Here is a 20,053-nt window from a genome sequence, read left to right on the forward strand (position 1 = left end):
GGTGGTTATGCCGAGGGTGTTCACCTCTTCCCATTCCGAACAGAGAAGTTAAGCCCCTCATGGCCGATGGTACTGCAACATCATGCGGGAGAGTAGGTAGCTGCCATACTTATTAAAAGAACGCCTTAGTGTTTCAAACACTAAGGCGTTCTTTTTTATATCATCTCCCGGAAATTATCTTCCCAAAAATTATCTATCATTTACGATTATACCACTTCGCCAGATTTATCGCAACACCCATATTAAAATTCACCGGTTGGAAATACTCGTTAAAGTTCTTATCATTAGTATTATCGTCGTAAAAACTATTGTCGTTTAATGGCGTTGAAAACTGCAGCTGCGCCTGAAATTTTACGTATTTATAACCCACCCGCACCGTAAACGCCGGCTCGTAGAACACCACAGTTTTGTCGTAGATACGCATATATTTACTCTGTTCTGCCGCATTATTTTCAAATGCCTTTACGCCAATATTGCTGTCGTAAAAATTGATCAGGGAAAAACGACTGCTGAACGCAGCTTCCACCACACGATGGGCAAGCCCGAAACTGGGTTGTATGAATACCTTACTGAAACGGTTTTTTATCACGTAGTCATTCAGGTTAATGTTACCTGTACCGTCGTTATCCGACTTGTAATTACCGGTCAGCGTTTTGAAATTTCCGCTGCCATAACCTGCATATACATCAAAAACTGCTTTCTTATTTGGGCCGATAGGCTTGAAAAAGCCAACTGCTCCCTCTACCAATCCTCCGCGGGTGTTATTATCCCGGAATAAATCATTGTCATCATCATAATTATTGGCCGGATCTGCATAATTAAATCCCCACAGATACTGGCCATTTGCCATGATGGCGATATTATCAGTCACCGCAAAAGCCCCCTGCAGATTAGTAGGAGTAATACTGCCTTTGAATTCATATTTCTCTTTCAACAGTGGAACATTTACCTGGTTAGGCACGTAAATACGCTTGTTACAAGAGGATACGGCAACTGCAGCAGTACAGAATAATGCTACATAAATGGAAGATTTCATAAAGTTGTAGGTTATCAGTTTTTAGTATTGAATTATATTCCGGTAGATTCCCGCTTGATTAACTCCACCGGGAATACGTAATTTTTTGTCACCTTCACCGTTTCATCATGATTGATCAGTTGGACAATTGTTTCCACTGCCTTCTGCCCCATATTATAACCCGATTGTTCAATGGTAGTTAAAGAAGGGGAAATAATACGGGAAGAAAGATCATTGGAATAGCCCACTACTTTGATCTGCCCGGGAACAGCAATATTCCTGTTCTTCGCTTCACGGATAAAAGCAACCGCCGAACTATCGTTAGCGGCAAACATACCATCCGGCATTTTTTGTGTGTCAAATAATTGTTGCGCAGCAACAGTCGCAGAGTCCATCGTCAGGTCGTGGATATAAACCAGCTCTTCGTCGAAAGGAATATTGTATTGTGCCAATGCTTCTTTATAACCTGAAAGCCTTTGCTGATAAAGGTTACAGGTAAGTACCCCGGAAAAATGGGCAATACGTTTGCATCCCTGTTTGATCAGGTGTTCGGTGGCCAGGAAGCCGCCTCTGAAATCATCTCCGGTAATAGTATAACCCTGGAAATCGGTAGGTACACGATCATAAAATACCAGTGGAATATTGTTCTTGATAAACGGGCTGAAATGATCAAAGTTGGTGGTAAACATGGAGGCCACCGCCAGTAATCCATCTACACGAAGGGAGTAAAAAGTATGTACTAATTCCTTCTCCATCGCCACAGTTTCATCCGACTGACCAATCACAATGCTGAACCCATATTTATGCGCCTCATGCTGAATACCGCTGATAGCCGTACTCTGAAAGTACATGGAAGTACGTGGTACGATAAGGCCGAGAATGTTCGACCGTTTCTTGCGCAAACTGGAAGCAATCCAGTTGGGTACATAGCCCATTTCTGTAGCTGCGGTTTGTACTTTTTCACGTGTTTCCAGGTTAATGAGCGGATTGTTTTGCAGTGCACGTGAAACAGTAGATGCCGACAGATTCAGTTTATGCGCGATATCGTATATCGTAATTTTGTTAGTCCGATCTTTCACTTTTGAGGCGTCTAGGTTAATAATGCAGCGATATTAAGCATTTTCCACAATAATTTATAAGCTTTTGAACATCCATAAAACGAAGACACCCTTCCCGGAGTTACCGGGAAGGGTGCAGATATTTCGTGTATGCGGATTCGTTATTTAGGATCCAGTGCCTTATTGATACGGGCAATCAGATCCTGGAGGTGGTTGCGTGTCATGCTGTCGCCACTGCCTGCAGCTGCGCGCAGCTCAGTTCTCAGGGCTACCAGCTGGGCACGGCCAATGCCTGCAGCATCTGACTTGGATGCACTAGGAGGTGCATAGCCACCCATCATTGGATTGGCGGGGGGAGCTGGAGCTACCAGTTCAGCAAGGTTATCCACATAGTCGCGTTGCAGGTTTCTGCGGTATACGTCTATCGGCTGATGTGTATAAAGTTCTGAGAAGATGGATTTTTTCAGATCATTCAGCATATCAACAGGGGCATAAGCCTGTGTTCCCAGGGCAGCTTCACCGGCAATCAGTTTATTGATGGTATTGGTGCCCATCAGCCTGTCCAGCACCGGTGTTTGACGGGAACTGATCAGGGAAACGCCATCGCTGCCTATACGGCTTAATAAATCCTGGTTAATCAGCCATTTCGGAGTGGTGAACAGTTGCTTGTTCAGGAACTGTATAGCCTCTTTCTGGGTCGCTTTGGGTACGTATTCGTACACGCCACCGGCTTGCTCTACGGTTTTAGGTGTTTCGTAGATACCGCCTACGTTTTTGGCTACGTGGCCCATGTAACGGCTAAACTGACCGGCTACTTCCCTGTAAAGTTCAGTCAGGTTTGCATAACCTTCGTTATCTACCTTTGTCCAGCTAAGGAGATTAGGCATAATATACTGGAGGTTTTTTATACCATATGTACTGGCAATCATGGCATTGTCGCCCAGGTCTTCATTCTGTGATCTTGGATCATCCGGGTTTGATTCGGTACCGAACCAGAACTTCTTATCCTTCAGTTTTTCAACTGTTATTTTATTGAGAATTGGTGTTTCTGCTTCCGGTGACTTGGCCTGTGGGAGCAGTTTATAGCCCCATTCGATTGCCCATTTATCGTAGTAGTTAATGCGGGGATAGAGATCAGCCCCGGTGATGCCATCGCCAGGTTGTGCTACGTAGTTAAAACGTGCGTAGTCCATGATAGAAGCTGCATGACCATTCTTTTTCACCCATTCCTTATCGCGCAGTTTTTCAACCGGGTAGGTAGAGCTGGAGCCGAAGTTATGACGCAAACCGAGGGTATGACCAACTTCATGGGAAGATACAAAGCGGATCAGTTCACCCATCAGTTCATCGCTGAACTGCATGTTACGTGCGCGGGGATCGTTGGGAGATGCCTGCACAAAATACCAGTTACGCAGCAAATGCATCACGTTGTGGTACCAGTTGATATGACTTTCGATGATTTCACCGGAGCGGGGATCATGTACGTGAGGACCGCTTGCATTGGGCACATCAGAAGGTTTGTATACGATAGCAGAGAATCTGGCGTCTTCAATAGACCAGGTAGAATCTTCCTGGGGAGTAGGCGCCATTTTAGCGATGATAGCGTTTTTGAAGCCCGCCTGTTCGAAGGCCGACTGCCAGTCGTTCACACCCATGATCAGGTATTTACGCCACTTTACCGGCGTTGCAGGGTCAATGTAAAACACGATGGGTTTCACTGGTTCCACCAGTTCACCGCGTTTATATTTCTCCATATCTTCCGGTTTGGGTTCCAGGCGCCAGCGGGTGATCATCTGGAGTCTTTTTACACCTTGCGGATCCGCATCGAAGTCGGTTACGCTGGTGGTGAAGTAACCTACGCGGGGATCAAAGTAGCGTGGCTGCATTGGCACAGCAGGAAGCAATACCATGGAGCTGTTCAGTTCCACGGTAGCATTACCGCCCGGAGAAGGGGGCATACCCGGGCCGGCAGGACCGCCGGATTTGCTGTATGTTTTTACGGTTTTGATTTCGGTATTCATCGGATAGGATTTTACATCAGAGATGTAAGATTTATCTGGCTGAGCACCACCGATTTTGAGCATGTTCTTAACCTGGCCGTCGAAGAACAGGATATCGTTATCCCCGCTGATGTATTCTGTGAGGTCAATAATGGTACCTTTCCCGTCTTTAGATGCTGCTTTTACATCAAATGCTGCAACGATAGGCTGCAGATTGGAGTTGCTCACAGACGTGAACATAGGTTGGGTAGAATCTTTTGAAACATCGGCATAAGAGATATTTTTCAGGAAGATGCGATTGTTGGGGCCTTTTTCAAAGCGGATCACATTTTCGCCGATGATATCGCCGCTGAAGCCCATCATCATGGCGCGGAGGCCTGCGGCCGATTTGGAGATCCTGTTTACTACCAGTACGTCTCTTCCGAGCAGGGTATCAGGGATTTCGAAAAAGAAGCGGTCATCCAGTTTGTAGATATTGAACAGGCCGGAGTCAGCTTTGGCTTTATCGGTAATTACTTCGGCGAAGGGTTTAGGTCCTGGCTTGGGTCCTGGCTTGATCATGGGAGGTTTCCCGGTAGAGTCTTTGGCAGGAGCAGGAGTAGTTGGCGCGGCGTTGCGTTGGTGTTTTTTCCGCTGTGCGCTGGCAGGTTGATAAACGGTAATACCCAGGCAAAGTGCGCCTGCCACGGCTATTATCAGTTTGTGATGAAATGGTTTGGTCATTACGATTTAATAATTGGTTCTTGATTAGTTGTTATGTTTTTTTAAAAACCTTTGCAAGTAAGTATTTTAAGTACTAACTTATCAGGAAAATCCATAAACGCGGTAATGGCTGTAGGAATGGAAAAAAAGAAGCTAAATTGAATGGTAGGCGTTGGAACAATAGTTGCGGTGGCAACTTTTTTTATGTAAGTATTTATTATTATAGCAAATAATAATTTCATATGGCAGGGATAGAGGGGGAAGAGTTGATTGCCGCTGCCGTATTGATTTTCAAGTTATGAAGCGGGGAATATTCGACGTTGTGTTGCTAAATGCTATTAGCGTCGCCTGAAAGTGTTTACTGGCGCGGGAATAAATAAGTTAGCAGAATTGTGAGATTTCTGTTGGAACATTTGAATTTTTTCTTAAATTGTGCGTCCAACTTTGAAAAAAATCAAACTATTTCAAGAATTGGGACAGTAACAATCAGTTGTGAGAACTGCAATATTGGTTTATTCGCTTATGTAAGTGTTTGCTCTAAAAAAATGAGTGGTCTAAAAGCCCTGTGATGGGGCTTTTACGTGTGAAGGTTAATTTTTGTGGGTTTTTTTGGGCTGCACTTGTTTTTTTGGACCAACCGTATAACTTTGCGAATCACTGATTAAAACAGTAAATTGGGTGCTGAGGGGCATTCTAAAGTGAATAGAAACTTCTAACAAACAATAGTTTAATTTTTAACACTAAAATTTCAATCAACATGGCTGAGACTAAAACAACTGTGACTGCAGCTACAGCTAAGGCTTCTTCTCATCAACCTAAAAAGTCATCCAACCTGTTCGCTACGTTGGCTGTGCCTATCTGCTTAGTGATAGGATTCCTGTTTTTCTTTTTTGTATTAGGTAATCCAGCCAACTTTCAGGGTAATAATCCCGATGGACATCCTATAGATTCAGGTATCGGTAAATGGTTTGGTACTGTTTACAAGGGAGGATTAGTAGTACCTGTATTGATTTCAGTATTACTGGTGTGTTTGACTTTCGTAATCGAGCGCTTCCTGTACCTGTCAAAAGCAAAAGGTAAATTCAGCGGTTCTGAGTTGGTACGTAAAGTACAGTATCACCTGGCTAACAAAAATGTAGACGCAGCACTGGCTGAGTGTGACAAACAGAAAGGCTCTGTAGGAAACGTACTGAAAGCAGGTCTGAAAAAGTACAAAGAAATGGTTACCAATGCTGATCTGGACACAGAACAGAAGATCCTGACCATCAAGAATGAAATTGAAGAAACTACCGCACTGGAACTGCCAATGATGGAAAAGAACCTGGTGTTCCTGTCTACCATTGCATCAGTAGCAACCCTGTTGGGTCTGTTCGGTACAGTATTGGGTATGATCAAGGCGTTCTCTGCAATGTCTTCTGGTGGTGCTCCGGATTCTGCACAGCTGGCGTTAGGTATCTCTGAGGCGTTGATCAACACCGCACTGGGTATCGGTACATCTGCTATTGCGATCGTAATGTACAACTACTTTACTACCAATATTGATAGCATCACTTACGCTATTGACGAATCTGGCTTTACTTTAACTCAGAGCTTCGCTGCAAACCACAAATAATCTGAGATTATTTTGTGGAATTTGAGCGGTTTTGAATCTATTTAAAGTAAACCATAAAACAGAGTAAAGATGCCTAAAGTTAAAATGCCAAGGAAAAGCACGGCCATTGACATGACAGCAATGTGTGATGTGGCTTTCCTGCTGTTAACTTTCTTTATGCTGGCGACTAAGTTTAAACCGGATGAACCGGTAACAGTAGTTACCCCATCCTCTATTAACACCACCCTTTTACCTGATTCTGATGTGTTGTTATTCACAGTAGATAAGGATGGCAGAGTGTTTTTCAGTATGGATGGTCAGCCCAAAAGAAAGAAGCTGATAGAAGATCTGAACACGCAGTATAAACTGGGCCTGGACGATAAAGAAATTAAAAGCTTTGTAACCGGCGCCAGTGTTGGAGCACCAATTAAAGACCTGAAACAATACCTCTCCCTCTCTGAGGACGAACGTAAGAAATCAGGACTGGACAAAGGAATTCCTACAGATTCTGCTAATAATGAGTTAGGTGCCTGGATCGAATATGGTGTTGCAGCACAAGGCGGAAGCATTGCGAAGCTGAAGTACTGTATCAAAGCAGACAACCAGACTCCTTATCCAAAGATCAAAGAAATCCTGGATACCTTCAAAAAGAAGCATATTCAGAAGCTGAACCTGGTTACAAACCTGGAAGAAGCACCTAAAGGTACTGCTGCCTGGGAAGAGGCAAATGCACCTAAGAAGTAAACGACAGTAATTGCTTCCTGACCTGGAAGACTGTTGATTTAAGAACTAAAAAAAATTGGCTACTATGGCAGAAATGGATACCAGTAGTAGTGGCGGTGGCAAGAAACACGGTGGGACGAAATCCAAGAAACAATCTACCCGTGTAGATATGACACCGATGGTAGACTTAGGTTTTCTCCTGATTACCTTCTTCATGCTTACCACTACCATGTCCAAGCCCAAAACAATGGACTTGATCATGCCAAAGGATACCGAAAATGAAAAGGACCAGAACAAAGTAAAAGAAAGTACGGCCCTGACCATTTTACTCGGAAAAGATAATCGTGTTTACTATTACGAAGGTTTGGCACAAGACCCGAATGCCTCTGCTAATCCTGACTTCTTCAAGGCAACATCTTTTGCCAATACCGGAGGAATCAGGGATGAGATCATCAGAAAGAGGGATGAGGTTGCCAAACTGAGAAATGCAAAAGGTGAACCAGAAGATGTTGTGGTGATTATTAAAGCTGATGATCAGGCTAATTACAAGAATTTCGTAGATATTCTTGATGAAATGGCCATCAACAGGATTCAACGTTATGCAACTGTAGATATCAGTGACCAGGATAAAAAATGGATACAATCTACAGAAGCAGCTAACGGTGTTCAAAGTACTCCCGCAGCTCCGCCGGCTAAATAACTAATTATTTTTTTGCATCCATCATAAAACAACAACAATGGATTCTGCTAAAGTCTTAAAGTCCGATTTTCTTGATATCCTGTTTGACGGCAGGAACAAGGATTATGGGGCGTACGATTTGCGGAGACAGTATAATAAGCGTGTGCGGAATGCCATTTTAGGAACCGCGTCATTGTTTGTAATATTCTTTGCAACGTACATGATATCACAGTGGGTTAAAGCTTCTGAGGGTGAAAACACAAAGAAGCCGGTGATACAGGAAATTAAGATGGAGGATGTGAAGTTACCGGATGATCCGAAAACGCCACCTCCGCCACCTCCACCGCCTGCGCCACCGCCACCGGTAAAACCGTCAGTACAGTTCACTCCTCCTGTAATTAAGAAGGATAATGAAGTACCACCGGATGAGGAACCTCCGAAACATGAGGATATTAAGGATAAAGCCATCAGTACCAAAACTGTGGACGGTGATCCAAACGGAGTTGATCCGGGATTACTGGAAGATAGTAAAGGTACCGGTGTAGTAGGCCCGCCTCCTGCTCCTGCAAAAGAAGAAATCTTCACTTTCGTAGAGCAGCCTCCTACCTTCCCTGGTGGAGAAGAAGCACTGGCCAAGTACCTGAGCAAAAATATCCGTTACCCACGCGTTGCGCAGGAAAACGGTATCTCTGGTACAGTATTCGTTCAGTTCGTAGTAGATTCTGAAGGAAATATTAAAGATGTAAAAACAGTAGGTGCCGCAAAAGGTGGTGGCCTGGAAGAAGAAGCTGTGCGTGTGGTGAAAACCATGCCTAAGTGGAAAGCTGGTAAGCAAAATGGCCGCCAGGTTTCTGTACAGTTCAACCTCCCTATCCGCTTTACTTTGCAGGAGTAGTACTGTATCAAACATATTTTTCAAAGGTCCCGTTTCAACATCGTTGGAACGGGACTTTTGATTTTCAGGAATTGGTGATAGTCCCGATTGTCCGTAAATTTGTGCCCTTTGGGAATATTCATAAACTAATCACGGTATGCTGGGTAAATTAACAGGATTTGATGATACAATTGTGGCGGTAGCAACAGCACCCGGCCTCGGCGCCATTGCAGTAATACGGCTGAGTGGCCCCGACACCTATGCTATCTGTAACGGACTATTCCCGGCAAAGGATCTCCTGCAGCAAGCCAGTCATACCCTGCATTTTGGCAACATCGTTTCCAATGGTCATATCATCGACGAAGTAGTGGTAAGCCTCTATAAAGGTCCCCGTTCCTATACCGGCGAAGATGTGATCGAGATATCCTGTCATGGTTCTCCCTATATCCAGCAACAAATCATTGATGCTACCATCAAAGCCGGCGCACGCCTGGCCAAGCCAGGCGAATTTACCCAACGCGCATTCCTGAACGGTAAATTGGATCTCACACAGGCCGAATCCGTGGCCGACCTGATAGCCAGCAATTCCGCCGCCTCCCATCAAACTGCTATGCAGCAAATGCGTGGTGGCTTCTCTAAAGAATTACATGCCCTGCGCGAGCAATTAATCACCTTTTCCGCCCTGATTGAACTTGAACTGGACTTCAGCCAGGAAGACGTGGAATTCGCCGATCGTACGGGCCTATATACCCTCGTTACCAATGCCACCGGAGTAGTGAAGCACCTCATTGATTCCTTCCGGATGGGAAACGTTATCAAAAACGGCGTGAACACCGCGATAGTGGGTAAACCCAATGCCGGTAAATCTACACTCCTGAATACCCTTCTCAATGAAAACCGCGCTATCGTCAGCGATATCGCCGGCACCACCCGTGACACCATCGAAGAAATACTTAACATCGATGGCATCCTTTTCCGGCTCATAGATACCGCCGGTATCCGCGAAAGTCTGGATACCATCGAAAGTATCGGTGTACAGAAAACGATGGAGAAAATACGCGAGGCCGGAGTAGTCGTTTACCTCTTTGATGTGAATGAACTCACTGAAACGGATATACGTAATCAGATTAACGCTTTTGAATCACAAAGCGTAAACTATCTCCTGGTAGGAAATAAAACAGATATCACCGGCGAAGCAGCCATCCGCAATAAATTTGCAGGTATACCTGAAATACTTTTTATCTCTGCAAAGAATCATGCACACATCCAGGACCTGAAAGACGCACTGGTACATAAAGTACTGGCCGGTGATGTTAATACAGAAGACACCATCATCACCAACGCCCGCCATCATGCCGCACTGCAGGAAGTGCTGAAATCATTGCAGGATGTAAAACAGGGAATGGATAACGGTTTGCCGGGAGACTTGCTGGCACTGGATATCCGGCTTTGTTTGCATTATTTAGGAGAGATAACAGGGGAAGTGACGAATGAGGACAGGCTGGATTATATTTTTAGTAAGTTTTGTATCGGGAAATAGGGGCTTTCTCATACTTTTCTCTATTTTCATATTCTTTCTAAACTCAATGTAGTAAACGATTTTAGCCGAACAAATTTTTTATATTTTCCACTGATTTTTTTGGTTTTGGACCCCCAAAAGTGTACCTTTCGAATAGTATAGAAAGAGGTACAGAATTTTCTATTTTGGAGAAATGATGGCAGTAATTGACAGTGATAGACAGTTTTTAAATAGTAGACGACCCGGATAAGCATACCTCTTATAACCCATATTTCTGTTTTTTAATAATTCCACATGAGCAGTAATATCAGAATAAGAAAGATCTGCGAACATTGTAATGAAATATTCGTTGCCCAAAAGACGGTTACCAAGTTTTGCTCACTTGAATGCGCAAGACGCAATTATAAACTCCGTCAAAAGAATAAAAAGGTAGAAGACTCCAATGTTGAAACCAAAGACAAAATGCTTCAATCAGCATTAGGCTCCCAGGTTGTATATGTTCCTATACAATTACCACCACAGGAACCCAGTGAGCTGGTAGACATTAAAGCCTTATCCGCAATCACCCGGATAAGTCAGCGTACCTTATTCCGGCTTATAAAAAATGATAACGAGTTTCCACGGCTCCGCATTGGCCGTAGTCTTTTCTTTCACCGCCAAACAGTAATGAATTATATCATCACCAAATTCGGGAACAAATGAGAGGGAAGTTGCGCAAGAAGAAATTGAAAGGGGGGAAGCTGAGCTTATACATCGATTATTATCCGCCGGTATGGAATCCGCATAACAAGCGCTTTACCAGGCGGGAGTTCCTGAACCTGTATGTACACGCTAATCCTGTTACTCCGCTGGAGGTCAAGGAGAACAAGTTATATAGTGAAATTGCCGAGAAAATTTACATCAAACGCATGAAAGCATTGATGCTGGAGGAAAATGGCTTATTTAATAAAGATTCATTGGATGCGGATTTCTTTCTTTATGCGAAGAGTTTCATCCGGGATAAGCAGCAAGAGAATGTTGATACCACTCATTACGAAACAGCCGTTAAGTATCTTCATAAATGGATGGGTGACCATTGTAAATTCAGACATATAGATGAAATCTTTCTCCAAAAGTTCAAGCAATTCCTGTTAAATACGCATTCCCTGAAATCCAAACATACAAAGCTATCGCAGAATACAGCCGCTTCTTACTATGATAAATTTACAATCATTGTGAAAGAAGCTTACCTGGACAGGTTTCTCCCGGAAGACTATACCATCCGCGTTAAACGGATAGGCAATATAGATACACATCGCCAGATACTGGACGACGCAGAATTAAAGTTATTAATTCAAAACCCGGTGGATGATGATACTGTTTTCAGGTCTTCTATTTTTGCTTTGCTTACCGGATTCCGCTTCAGCGCTATTAAAATATTAAAGTGGAGCGATCTGCATTACTCAACTCCACTGGATTCATGGTATGCATACATTGTCGATCCTAAACCGGGCCGCTCTTTTAAACATTATATCAGTAAACAAGCTTATGCAATTCTCAGAGACAAACCGGAGGAAGATAGCCTTGTATTTCCTGATCTTAACTATTCCCGTACACGCACAAAGCTACAGGAATGGTTCACCAGCGTAGGATTGAAAGACAAAGCCAAGTTCCATAACTGGCGGCACAAATACGCGACTGACCTTATTGAGAAAGGAGAAGATATATATGTAGTCAGCAAAATGCTGAACCACAAACATGTGAAAACAACCCAAATCTATGCGCAGGTGCCTGATGTAACAAGGGCCAAAGCCGCGAACAAGGCGATTTATGATCACTTAAACTGATGAATATGGCTTCAATAGAACAACGATTATTGTGTATGGAATCTGATATCCGGGAGATCAAATCGTTAATGATTGAATTGCTGGAAACTGTTTCGAAAAAGCCCCGGCCAGCCGGTGGCGGTGAAATCATGTCTGTAAAGGAACTGGCGGATTTTCTCCGGCTGGATGCGAACACTATTTATAACAAGTGTGCGAAGGGGGAGATGCCGCATTTTAGAATGGGGAAGCTGTTGAAATTTAAGAAGTCCGAGATATTAGATTGGGTGAAGGGATTGGAGAATGGTTCGGATTGTTCAGTGGATGAATATGTTAATCGTTATATGCAGCAAAGAGTATTTAAAAGTTAAAATCATTTTATAGGCAAATTGCTAACCAAACTTAATAGTTACATTTTATGGAAAGTAATCAGATTCTTATTTATCAGACAGTGGACGGCGAAACGACTATCGATGTAAAACTAGAAGACGAAACAGTTTGGCTAAGCCTGAACCATATTGCGGAGCTTTTTTCGCGTGATAAGTCTGTAATATCCAGGCATATATCTAATATATTCAAAGAGAAGGAGTTAGAGAGAAATTCAGTTGTTGCAAAAAATGCAACAACTGGAGCAGATGGGAAAATTTATCAAGTTGAGTACTTTAATTTAGATGTGATCATCTCAATTGGCTATCGTGTCAAATCTCAAAGAGGTACTCAGTTCCGTATCTGGGCCAATAAGACGTTAAAGGAGTATTTAACCAAAGGATATGTGGTCAATAAGAAACAACTGCAAGAGAAATCAAGTCAGTTGGAGGAATTGAAGCAGACAGTGAAGTTATTGGGAAATGTGATGGAAAGTAAGCACCTTAATTCAGATGAGGCCATTGGCTTATTGAAGGTAATTACTGATTATACTTATGCGCTTGATGTATTAGATAAGTATGACCATCAAGTTTTGCAAATTGAATCAACAACACCGGAGAATCTTTTTGAAATTACCTACCATTCAGCGATGGATGCTATCAAGGGACTCCGCGATAAATTTGGCGGCAGTTCGCTTTTCGGAAATGAAAAGGACGAATCTTTCCAGGGATCGCTGGCTGCAATATACCAGACATTTGGCGGTCAGTATCTTTATCCAAGTGTTGAGGAGAAAGCAGCGAACTTATTATATTTTGTAACTAAGAATCATTCTTTCTCGGACGGGAACAAGCGTATTGCTGCATTTTTATTTGTATGGTTTTTAGAGAAAAACGGAATTTTATATCATTTTGACGGTTCAAAGAAGATCGCGGATAACGCCTTGGTGGCCCTCACACTTATGATTGCAGAGTCAAAACCGGATGAAAAAGAGATGATGATTAAAGTTGTTGTGAACTTAATAAATCTTAGAAATTAATGTTCCTTTACTCTTACCACTTTAAAAGTAATGTTCATGAAAAAAGTATCCAGGGAAAGTGGATTTTTTTAATTATAGATAAACTAGAATTTATCGGTTATCAATTATAAATATGCTAATTCTGTTTTTGTCCTCTCTTTGAAACAAAAAAAAAGGAAAAAAAATTTGGGACGTTGAAATTTTTCATAATATTGCTACCTGAAAGGAGTGAATTTTAAATACCCTGTATCTGTAGTTGACCCGTATCCGTGATCTCCAAAATTCCCCTTAAACATATTTTGTACTGTTTAAAGTTACGTCATGTTTGTACCTGTTGGTTCTCAGAGAACCTATTTCCCTTCCTATGCAGTAAGCTGGATGAAGCCATTTATTACCTTCATCTTACTTTGGAGCACTTTATTACTTCCTGCGACATCAAATGCACAGATTAATACTTCTCTTCCGGTTGGAAGCTCACCAGGATCGGTTAGTAATTCATCTTCTGGAGGTAGCACCTATAACCTTCCTATTCAGTTGCCTGATGGCACGAATGGTTTGATGCCTAAATTATCATTGACCTACAGCTCACAGGCGGGGAATGGAATTGCTGGGGTGGGCTGGAACATCGGTGGGTTATCTGCGGTGACCCGAACAGGTAAGAACGCCTACTATAACGGAATGGCTACACCCGTTAACTTTCTTACGACAAATGATGTGTTTATGCTGGATGGAAACCGATTGTTTCCAATATCTGGTGCTAACGGAGATAACGCAACAATATATGGCACCGAAAGTGAAACCTATGCTAAGATTGTGTCAGTAAATAGTCGTGGTAATTGGGGGCCTGATTTCTTTGTTGTAACAGGTAAGGATGGTACTGTAATGCGGCTTGGAGATGGATCATTTCAGTGGGGCAACAATGGTGAGGAAGTCCGGGTAAACTATTTCTTGAATCAGATCAACGACAGGTTTGGAAACTATATGAGTTTCTCTTATAAGGATTATAATACTGACCAGTGTCGCGTTATAGACGAAATAAAGTATACCGGGAATCTAAATACTTCCTCCCTTCCTTATAATAGTATCAAATTTAATTATATTGACCGTACTGATAAAACAACGGCTTATGTAAATGGAATACCGGTTCGGTCATTGGCTTTACTTTCCTCCATTGTTATTACCAGTAATGGGAAAGCCTTTAAAACGTACCAATTTACCTATGCTTATAATCAAGATCAGCCTTATCTTAAAAGTGTTAAAGAAATAGGTGCGGATGGCAGTACACTAAATCCGATCGTATTTGATTACGGTAATAACCTGGTAACTGATAATGTTAAGATATTACCACCGTACCCATTTCTTCCATCTGGAGATTGCATAACAGGGGATTTTGACGGAGATGGAAAGACGGACATTCTGGCTGCGCGGTATGCATACAATAACAATGGAATAAAGGAACATAAGGAGTACGCGATTTACCGCAATTTTATAGGATTTGGAAACACAGGTGGCGTCTCCTTCTTATATTCTTATCAGATGCCAGCTACAACTGAAATTATGGGAGTTAAAGAAAACCACTTCTATAATTTCATGTCACAAGACTATGATGGAGATGGTAAGGACGATGTGATTTTTACTCAAACGACACAGCAGGGTAGTGGTAGTTCTGCTACAAGAACCTTTGGAAAAATATCCATCAATCATACTCGTATTTATAATGCTGCCTCCGGGTGGACCTATCTGAAAAAAGACTTTGCCCAGATCCCGCATGTGTTCCCATATTCGCAGGATTGCAAGTATATTCATAAAAGTGGTAACTTTTTCCTTCCTGGAGATTTCGATGGAGATGGTCATCAGGATTATATCCTGATACTCGGAATTAATCCGGATAACTCTTATGGGGCTTTTTTATCTACACCGGGAAAAGGTGTAGTGAATCAGGAAATTTTGAATTTTGGTATTGGTACCAATACCGGTGCATTCTTTGCCACTACAATTGCTGCTGCTGATAATATTTACCCTTTAGATATTGATGGAGATGGAAAGACAGAACTTTTGGTCGTAAAGGATAATATGAGTTATGTGATAGCACTGGAGCCATTGCCGGCAACCACTGGCTATATGTATAGCGCCAAAACAATTTTTACAACATCGGAGATACAGAAAAACTATAAAGTTTTTCCAGCCGATTATAACGGGGATGGAAAGACAGATCTGCTTGTCCGTAAGTCTCCCAATAATTATAGTTCACAATGGGTTCTTTGTACCAGCACTGGTATTGGATTGGTATCCAAGCCGATGTCTCTCATGCATCTGCCTGTGCTTCCTGGTGATAATGGCTATGCACAAGGACACAGCCTTGTGGTAGGAGATCTGAATCATGACGGAAAAGCTGACTTGATTCATTGTATGGACCTTTCTACCTCCAGCTCAAAATATATTGCCTATTATAGCACTGGAGACGGATTCTATCAAGAAAGCTTTACTGTTAATCAAACAATTAATGGGGATAATGCCATTAGTGGAGATTTAAATGCCGACGGAAAAACAGACTGCGTAGCACTTAGAGGACAAACCGGGTACATTGTCAGTATAAAACCGTTCAGGCAGGAAAGATTGTTGACCAAAGTAACCAATGGTATAGGACATGTTACAAATGTAAATTACAGACTGTTCTCTGATGACACATATTCAGATTTCTATCAGCGCTCAATTCCATTTGAATATGCTGATCCCAACGAAATAAATGGTTATCCCTATCTGTATGCAAAACCATATCAAGCCATTAAACCGTCTATTTACGGACTCGCATCAATTGATGTGCCCGATGGAATTGGAGGTACTTCCTCTACCAGATTTAGTTATCAGGATGCTATTTTGCATAAAGGAAAGGGGTTTCTGGGCTTTCTGAAACAGATGGAAGAAAGTAATACTACGGGTATTAAAACGACTACTGAAAATGAAATTCATAGTACTTATTTTGTACCATATACTGTAAAACAAACTTCAAGTGTCAATGGAACTAACTTTGCTGAAATACAGCATACTTATACTTTTACCCCTTTGTCAGTAAGAAGGTTTTTTCAGAAGGAAGACAAAGTTATTGAACGTGACCTTTTAAATGCATGGGCAACAGAAACCTCAAATACTTATGATGACTATGGTAATATAATTAAAGCAGAATCCAAAACAGGAACAATTTCCGGAGCTACTGTGACACCAATTGAAACTGGTACCGTTACCACTACCTATAGTATACATAATACTCCGGTTCCTTCTTTACCTGACCAGATAGTGCGTGTAAACCTGCGTACCGGATCCCCGGCTGTTACGGAAACGGTAAAATATACCTATAATGCAACTGGGCTCCCTGAAACCAAAATTAGTTTTGCCGGTTTACCGAAAGCTGTAACCAGAAAACTCTACTACGATGTTTTTGGTAACATTATCCAAACGGATGTGATGGCTGCCGGCCTGCCAACAAGGACAGAGAAAATCACCTTTGACTTATTAGGAAGATATCCCACAAAGCGGGAATGGATTGGTAGCGGCATTACGAGATCAACTACTCATCTATATGATGATAGATGGGGCAAACCCCTTAATTTTCGTTCTATCGACGGCCTTACTACAACCTACGAATATGATGGCTTTGGGCGCCTGACTAAAACAACCTTACCGGAAGGTTACGCTGTCACCCAGGCACTTACCTGGGAAACACAGGGCGGAGTGTTTGCTGTTGGTACCTCTCAGCCAGGCGGTGGGTCAAATACAAAGATATGGTATGATATATTGGGAAGAGAAGTAAGACGGCAAAATACCGGATTCAACAGCGGGCTGATTAATCAGACATTTACTTACAATGCAAGGGGACATCTGGTTAGTCAAACTGTGCCGGCATACACTTCTGAAGCACCAGTTACTTTTAGTAACACTTATGATTCCTATAATCGGTTAACTTCCGAAACTTCACCTGCCGGAGCAACTACTTATAGCTATCAGGCAATGCCAGGAGGACTGATGAAAACTACAGCAACAGCTCCTGGGGGAATAAGTAGTAATAATATCGTAGACGCTACTGGTAAAGTGGTAAGTGTAATTGATAATGGTGGGGAACTTAAATTTCAATATAACAGCTGGGGAAATAAGACGACTGTAAGTCACGGTGCTTTTCAACTGATCAGTAATACATACGACGAATATGGCCGGCAAACTGCTATGAATGACAAGGATGCGGGCAATATGGTCTACGAATATGATGCCTTCGGACAACTGATCAAACAAGTCGATGCCAACAGTAATACCTATGTCATTACTAATGATGCCTTAGGGCGTATTACTACCAGGCAGGGACCCGAAGGGATTACCAGTTACGAATATTTTAATGATCCGGCAAATGGTTACAGCAATGATAAGCCAACAAAGATATCTGGTCCTGGAGGGGTGGTGGAAACTCATGAATATGATAACCTGCGTCGGTTAAAGAAGGCCAAAAAGATGATTGATGGCAGTGAGCTGATCTGCCAGTACGACTATGATACATACAGTAACCTGGTAAAAACAACTTATCCATCCGGCCTGATCATTCAGCAGGAATATGATAGGAACGGAAGAATGACTGGTGTGCTGACCGGTAGCGGTGTGAAACTGTTCAATGCCACAGCAGTGAATAGCAGGGGTGTTTATACAGGCTATACGCTGGGTAACGGAAAAGCCAGTACCATAACTTATGACTTGAATACTGGAACCCCCAAACGTTATTATACGCCAGGTATACAGGATCTGAACTTTACTTTTGAGACTACAACCGGAAATCTCACTGGACGCAATGACGTGATCAAGGGAAAGACAGAAACATTTACCTATGACAACCTCAATAGATTGTCAACGGTGAAATTGAATGGGGTGCAACAGATGGTCATGAACTATGATAACACCAGTGGTGTTTCTATGGGGAATATCGTTTCAAAAACAGATGCCGGTAATTATGTTTATAACTCCCAAAGAGTTCATGCAGTTAATTATATCACAAATCCTGCCGGTGCCACAACCCCTCCTGCCGTCATCCCGGTTGCTCAACAGGATATTACTTATACATCTTTTGAGAAAACAGCTACGGTTAAGGAAAACAGCAATTTGCTCACTTTCGGCTATGGCCCTGATTATCGACGTGTAAAGAGTGAATTATCAGTAAACGGAGCGGTCACACAACGTAAATACTACCTGGGTGATTATGAGAAGCAGGTCATTATAAACGGGAAAACATATGAACTGCATTATATCCAGGGAGGTAATGGCATCTGTGCTGTTATTGTGAGGTCAGATGGGGTAGATAAAATGTACTTTGTATATGTAGATCATTTAGGTAGCCTACTTACACTGACAGATGCTACCGGTGCAATTGTAGCCCAGCAAAATTTTGATGCCTGGGGTCGTTACCGCAATCCGGATACATGGCAGTATCAGAACGTCCCAGCCAGACCTGATTGGCTTTACAGAGGATACACTGGCCATGAGCATCTATCACAGTTTGGCCTGGTGAATATGAATGGCAGGATGTATGATCCGGTGCTGGGGCGCATGATGAGCCCAGATGCCTTTACGCCTTCGCTAGGCAGCTCACAGGCATATAACCGCTATACTTACGCCAATAATAATCCGCTGATATTTGTTGACCAGGATGGGAATTTCTGGCATATCCTTGCCGGTGCTATTATTGGAGGAGCTGTTAATCTTACTAGCAATCTTATTTCGGGAAATGTCGGCAATTTCTGGCAGGGAGTAGGCTATTTTGCTACAGGAGCAGCCTCCGGAGCAGTTACTGCGGCCACTGGTAACGCCGCCTTGGGAGGTGCTATATTGGGACTTGGAAATGGGCTCAATACACAGATTTCTGCAGGACAGGGAATTAATATCGGAACACTGATTAAAACTACTGCATTCAGTACTGTAACTAGTGTTGCTGGGGCTGGGCTGGGAAATGCTATTTCTCCGTACCTTTCAACTGTTTCTTCTGGTATTGCCGGCCCATTGGTGAGAGAAGCGGTAGCACATGGTCTTACCGGAGCTGCTGTTGGATTTACGATCAGCACGATATCCTCCGCGGCTCAGGGAAAGAGTCTGGGAGCTGCGCTGGGAGATGGTCTTACAGGTGCCGGCTATGGACTTACAACTGGCTTGATCACTGGTTCCATCTCAGGCCTGAATACTGCTAAAAGTGAAAATGTTAATCCCTGGACAGGAAAAAGTAATAACCCGGTATCTTTGTCTCCGGTTCAAACTGCCCAGGCCACACTGCCGGAAATAAGTGACGATCTACAGAACGGTATTCCTCAAAACGTAGGAGGAGGCTCCGCAGGTGATGAAATGGTAAGAGTCCGACATCATACAAGTGTGCAAAATATGAAGCTGATTAAAAAATCTGGGGAAGTATTTACAGGGAGAGGCCAACCACCTGGTGTCGATGTAGAATTGTCTCCGTTTCTGGAGCCAGGTATGGTTAAGCTGGGCCAATATAAGAGAGGAGCATATGTGGAGTTTAGTGTGCCTAAATCTCAGGTAATATATCCACATCCAACTTCAATGGGGGGAACAGGGAATGGAGCGAGAGTCAGTACTCCTACAATAGCGCCATTTGTTATTAAAAATGCCCAACCGACTTATTATAAATGGAATCTTTTGGATTGGATCTTCAGCACTCCTTAACAAT

Annotated in this window: 13 protein-coding genes and 1 rRNA gene; 11 read left to right on the forward strand and 3 right to left on the reverse strand. The window is 42.7% G+C overall.

Translation table 11 applies throughout. The features are described from left to right. Positions 1 to 109 (forward strand): 5S ribosomal RNA (gene rrf / locus V7S65_RS27845). Between the two features lie 87 nt (positions 110 to 196). On the opposite strand, the gene V7S65_RS27850 is transcribed toward rrf, so the two are convergent. The 3 genes from V7S65_RS27850 to V7S65_RS27860 all read right to left on the reverse strand — a co-directional run bounded on the left by V7S65_RS27850 (position 197) and on the right by V7S65_RS27860 (position 4,796). Further along, positions 197 to 1,036 carry a hypothetical protein gene (locus tag V7S65_RS27850; protein ID WP_079470961.1) on the reverse strand — a complete coding sequence of 280 codons (840 nt, stop codon included), beginning with the start codon at positions 1,034 to 1,036 and terminating at the stop codon, positions 197 to 199. A 32-nt stretch (positions 1,037 to 1,068) separates the two neighbouring features. Beyond that, positions 1,069 to 2,094 (reverse strand): LacI family DNA-binding transcriptional regulator, encoded by a 1,026-nt coding sequence (locus V7S65_RS27855; RefSeq protein ID WP_079470960.1) that lies wholly within the window; start codon positions 2,092 to 2,094, stop codon positions 1,069 to 1,071. Between the two features lie 140 nt (positions 2,095 to 2,234). Further along, on the reverse strand, positions 2,235 to 4,796 hold the full coding sequence (locus V7S65_RS27860) for a zinc-dependent metalloprotease (protein WP_336389238.1): 2,562 nt from the start codon (positions 4,794 to 4,796) through the stop codon (positions 2,235 to 2,237). Positions 4,797 to 5,532: 736 nt separating this feature from the next. On the opposite strand from V7S65_RS27860, the gene V7S65_RS27865 reads away from it, so the two are divergent. The 10 genes from V7S65_RS27865 to V7S65_RS27910 all read left to right on the forward strand — a co-directional run bounded on the left by V7S65_RS27865 (position 5,533) and on the right by V7S65_RS27910 (position 20,049). Beyond that, positions 5,533 to 6,387 (forward strand): MotA/TolQ/ExbB proton channel family protein, encoded by an 855-nt coding sequence (locus tag V7S65_RS27865; RefSeq protein WP_336389237.1) that lies wholly within the window; start codon positions 5,533 to 5,535, stop codon positions 6,385 to 6,387. A 69-nt stretch (positions 6,388 to 6,456) separates the two neighbouring features. Next, entirely contained in the window at positions 6,457 to 7,110 is a 654-nt protein-coding gene (locus V7S65_RS27870; RefSeq protein ID WP_079470956.1) for an ExbD/TolR family protein, read from the forward strand. A 64-nt stretch (positions 7,111 to 7,174) separates the two neighbouring features. After that, the gene (locus tag V7S65_RS27875) at positions 7,175 to 7,789 is read left to right on the forward strand and encodes an ExbD/TolR family protein (protein WP_079470955.1); all 615 of its coding nucleotides are present in this window, start codon (positions 7,175 to 7,177) and stop codon (positions 7,787 to 7,789) included. A 37-nt stretch (positions 7,790 to 7,826) separates the two neighbouring features. Then, positions 7,827 to 8,663 carry an energy transducer TonB gene (locus V7S65_RS27880; protein ID WP_079470954.1) on the forward strand — a complete coding sequence of 279 codons (837 nt, stop codon included), beginning with the start codon at positions 7,827 to 7,829 and terminating at the stop codon, positions 8,661 to 8,663. 136 nt (positions 8,664 to 8,799) lie between these two features. Next, positions 8,800 to 10,182, forward strand: coding sequence for a tRNA uridine-5-carboxymethylaminomethyl(34) synthesis GTPase MnmE (gene mnmE / locus V7S65_RS27885; RefSeq protein ID WP_336389236.1), 1,383 nt, complete (start codon positions 8,800 to 8,802; stop codon positions 10,180 to 10,182). 273 nt (positions 10,183 to 10,455) lie between these two features. Then, positions 10,456 to 10,863: a helix-turn-helix domain-containing protein gene (locus V7S65_RS27890; protein WP_336389235.1), complete on the forward strand. Its 408-nt coding sequence runs from the start codon at positions 10,456 to 10,458 to the stop codon at positions 10,861 to 10,863. Beyond that, positions 10,860 to 11,987 (forward strand): tyrosine-type recombinase/integrase, encoded by a 1,128-nt coding sequence (locus V7S65_RS27895; RefSeq protein ID WP_336389234.1) that lies wholly within the window; start codon positions 10,860 to 10,862, stop codon positions 11,985 to 11,987. Before V7S65_RS27890 ends, V7S65_RS27895 begins: the two co-directional genes overlap by 4 nt. Positions 11,988 to 11,992: 5 nt before the next feature. After that, positions 11,993 to 12,334 carry a helix-turn-helix domain-containing protein gene (locus tag V7S65_RS27900; protein ID WP_325531766.1) on the forward strand — a complete coding sequence of 114 codons (342 nt, stop codon included), beginning with the start codon at positions 11,993 to 11,995 and terminating at the stop codon, positions 12,332 to 12,334. Between the two features lie 47 nt (positions 12,335 to 12,381). Then, a complete protein-coding gene (rhuM, locus tag V7S65_RS27905; RefSeq protein WP_336389233.1) occupies positions 12,382 to 13,365 on the forward strand; it encodes a RhuM family protein in 984 nt (327 codons plus the stop codon). 300 nt (positions 13,366 to 13,665) lie between these two features. Beyond that, positions 13,666 to 20,049 (forward strand): FG-GAP-like repeat-containing protein, encoded by a 6,384-nt coding sequence (locus V7S65_RS27910; protein ID WP_336389232.1) that lies wholly within the window; start codon positions 13,666 to 13,668, stop codon positions 20,047 to 20,049. The last annotated feature ends 4 nt before the right edge of the window (positions 20,050 to 20,053 follow it).

Origin of the sequence: Chitinophaga sp. CCNWYY40, assembly GCF_037483205.1 — a bacterium.
Taxonomy (GTDB): domain Bacteria; phylum Bacteroidota; class Bacteroidia; order Chitinophagales; family Chitinophagaceae; genus Chitinophaga; species Chitinophaga ginsengisegetis.

Coding starts and splice junctions, on each gene's coding strand:
- V7S65_RS27875 (WP_079470955.1), top strand. CDS start 7,175: ATGGCAGAAATGGATACCAGTAGTAGTGGCGGTGGCAAGAAACACGGT.
- V7S65_RS27860 (WP_336389238.1), bottom strand. CDS start 4,796: ATGACCAAACCATTTCATCACAAACTGATAATAGCCGTGGCAGGCGCA.
- V7S65_RS27895 (WP_336389234.1), top strand. CDS start 10,860: ATGAGAGGGAAGTTGCGCAAGAAGAAATTGAAAGGGGGGAAGCTGAGC.
- rhuM (WP_336389233.1), top strand. CDS start 12,382: ATGGAAAGTAATCAGATTCTTATTTATCAGACAGTGGACGGCGAAACG.
- V7S65_RS27880 (WP_079470954.1), top strand. CDS start 7,827: ATGGATTCTGCTAAAGTCTTAAAGTCCGATTTTCTTGATATCCTGTTT.
- V7S65_RS27910 (WP_336389232.1), top strand. CDS start 13,666: ATGTTTGTACCTGTTGGTTCTCAGAGAACCTATTTCCCTTCCTATGCA.
- V7S65_RS27890 (WP_336389235.1), top strand. CDS start 10,456: ATGAGCAGTAATATCAGAATAAGAAAGATCTGCGAACATTGTAATGAA.
- V7S65_RS27900 (WP_325531766.1), top strand. CDS start 11,993: ATGGCTTCAATAGAACAACGATTATTGTGTATGGAATCTGATATCCGG.
- V7S65_RS27850 (WP_079470961.1), bottom strand. CDS start 1,036: ATGAAATCTTCCATTTATGTAGCATTATTCTGTACTGCTGCAGTTGCC.
- mnmE (WP_336389236.1), top strand. CDS start 8,800: ATGCTGGGTAAATTAACAGGATTTGATGATACAATTGTGGCGGTAGCA.
- V7S65_RS27865 (WP_336389237.1), top strand. CDS start 5,533: ATGGCTGAGACTAAAACAACTGTGACTGCAGCTACAGCTAAGGCTTCT.
- V7S65_RS27870 (WP_079470956.1), top strand. CDS start 6,457: ATGCCTAAAGTTAAAATGCCAAGGAAAAGCACGGCCATTGACATGACA.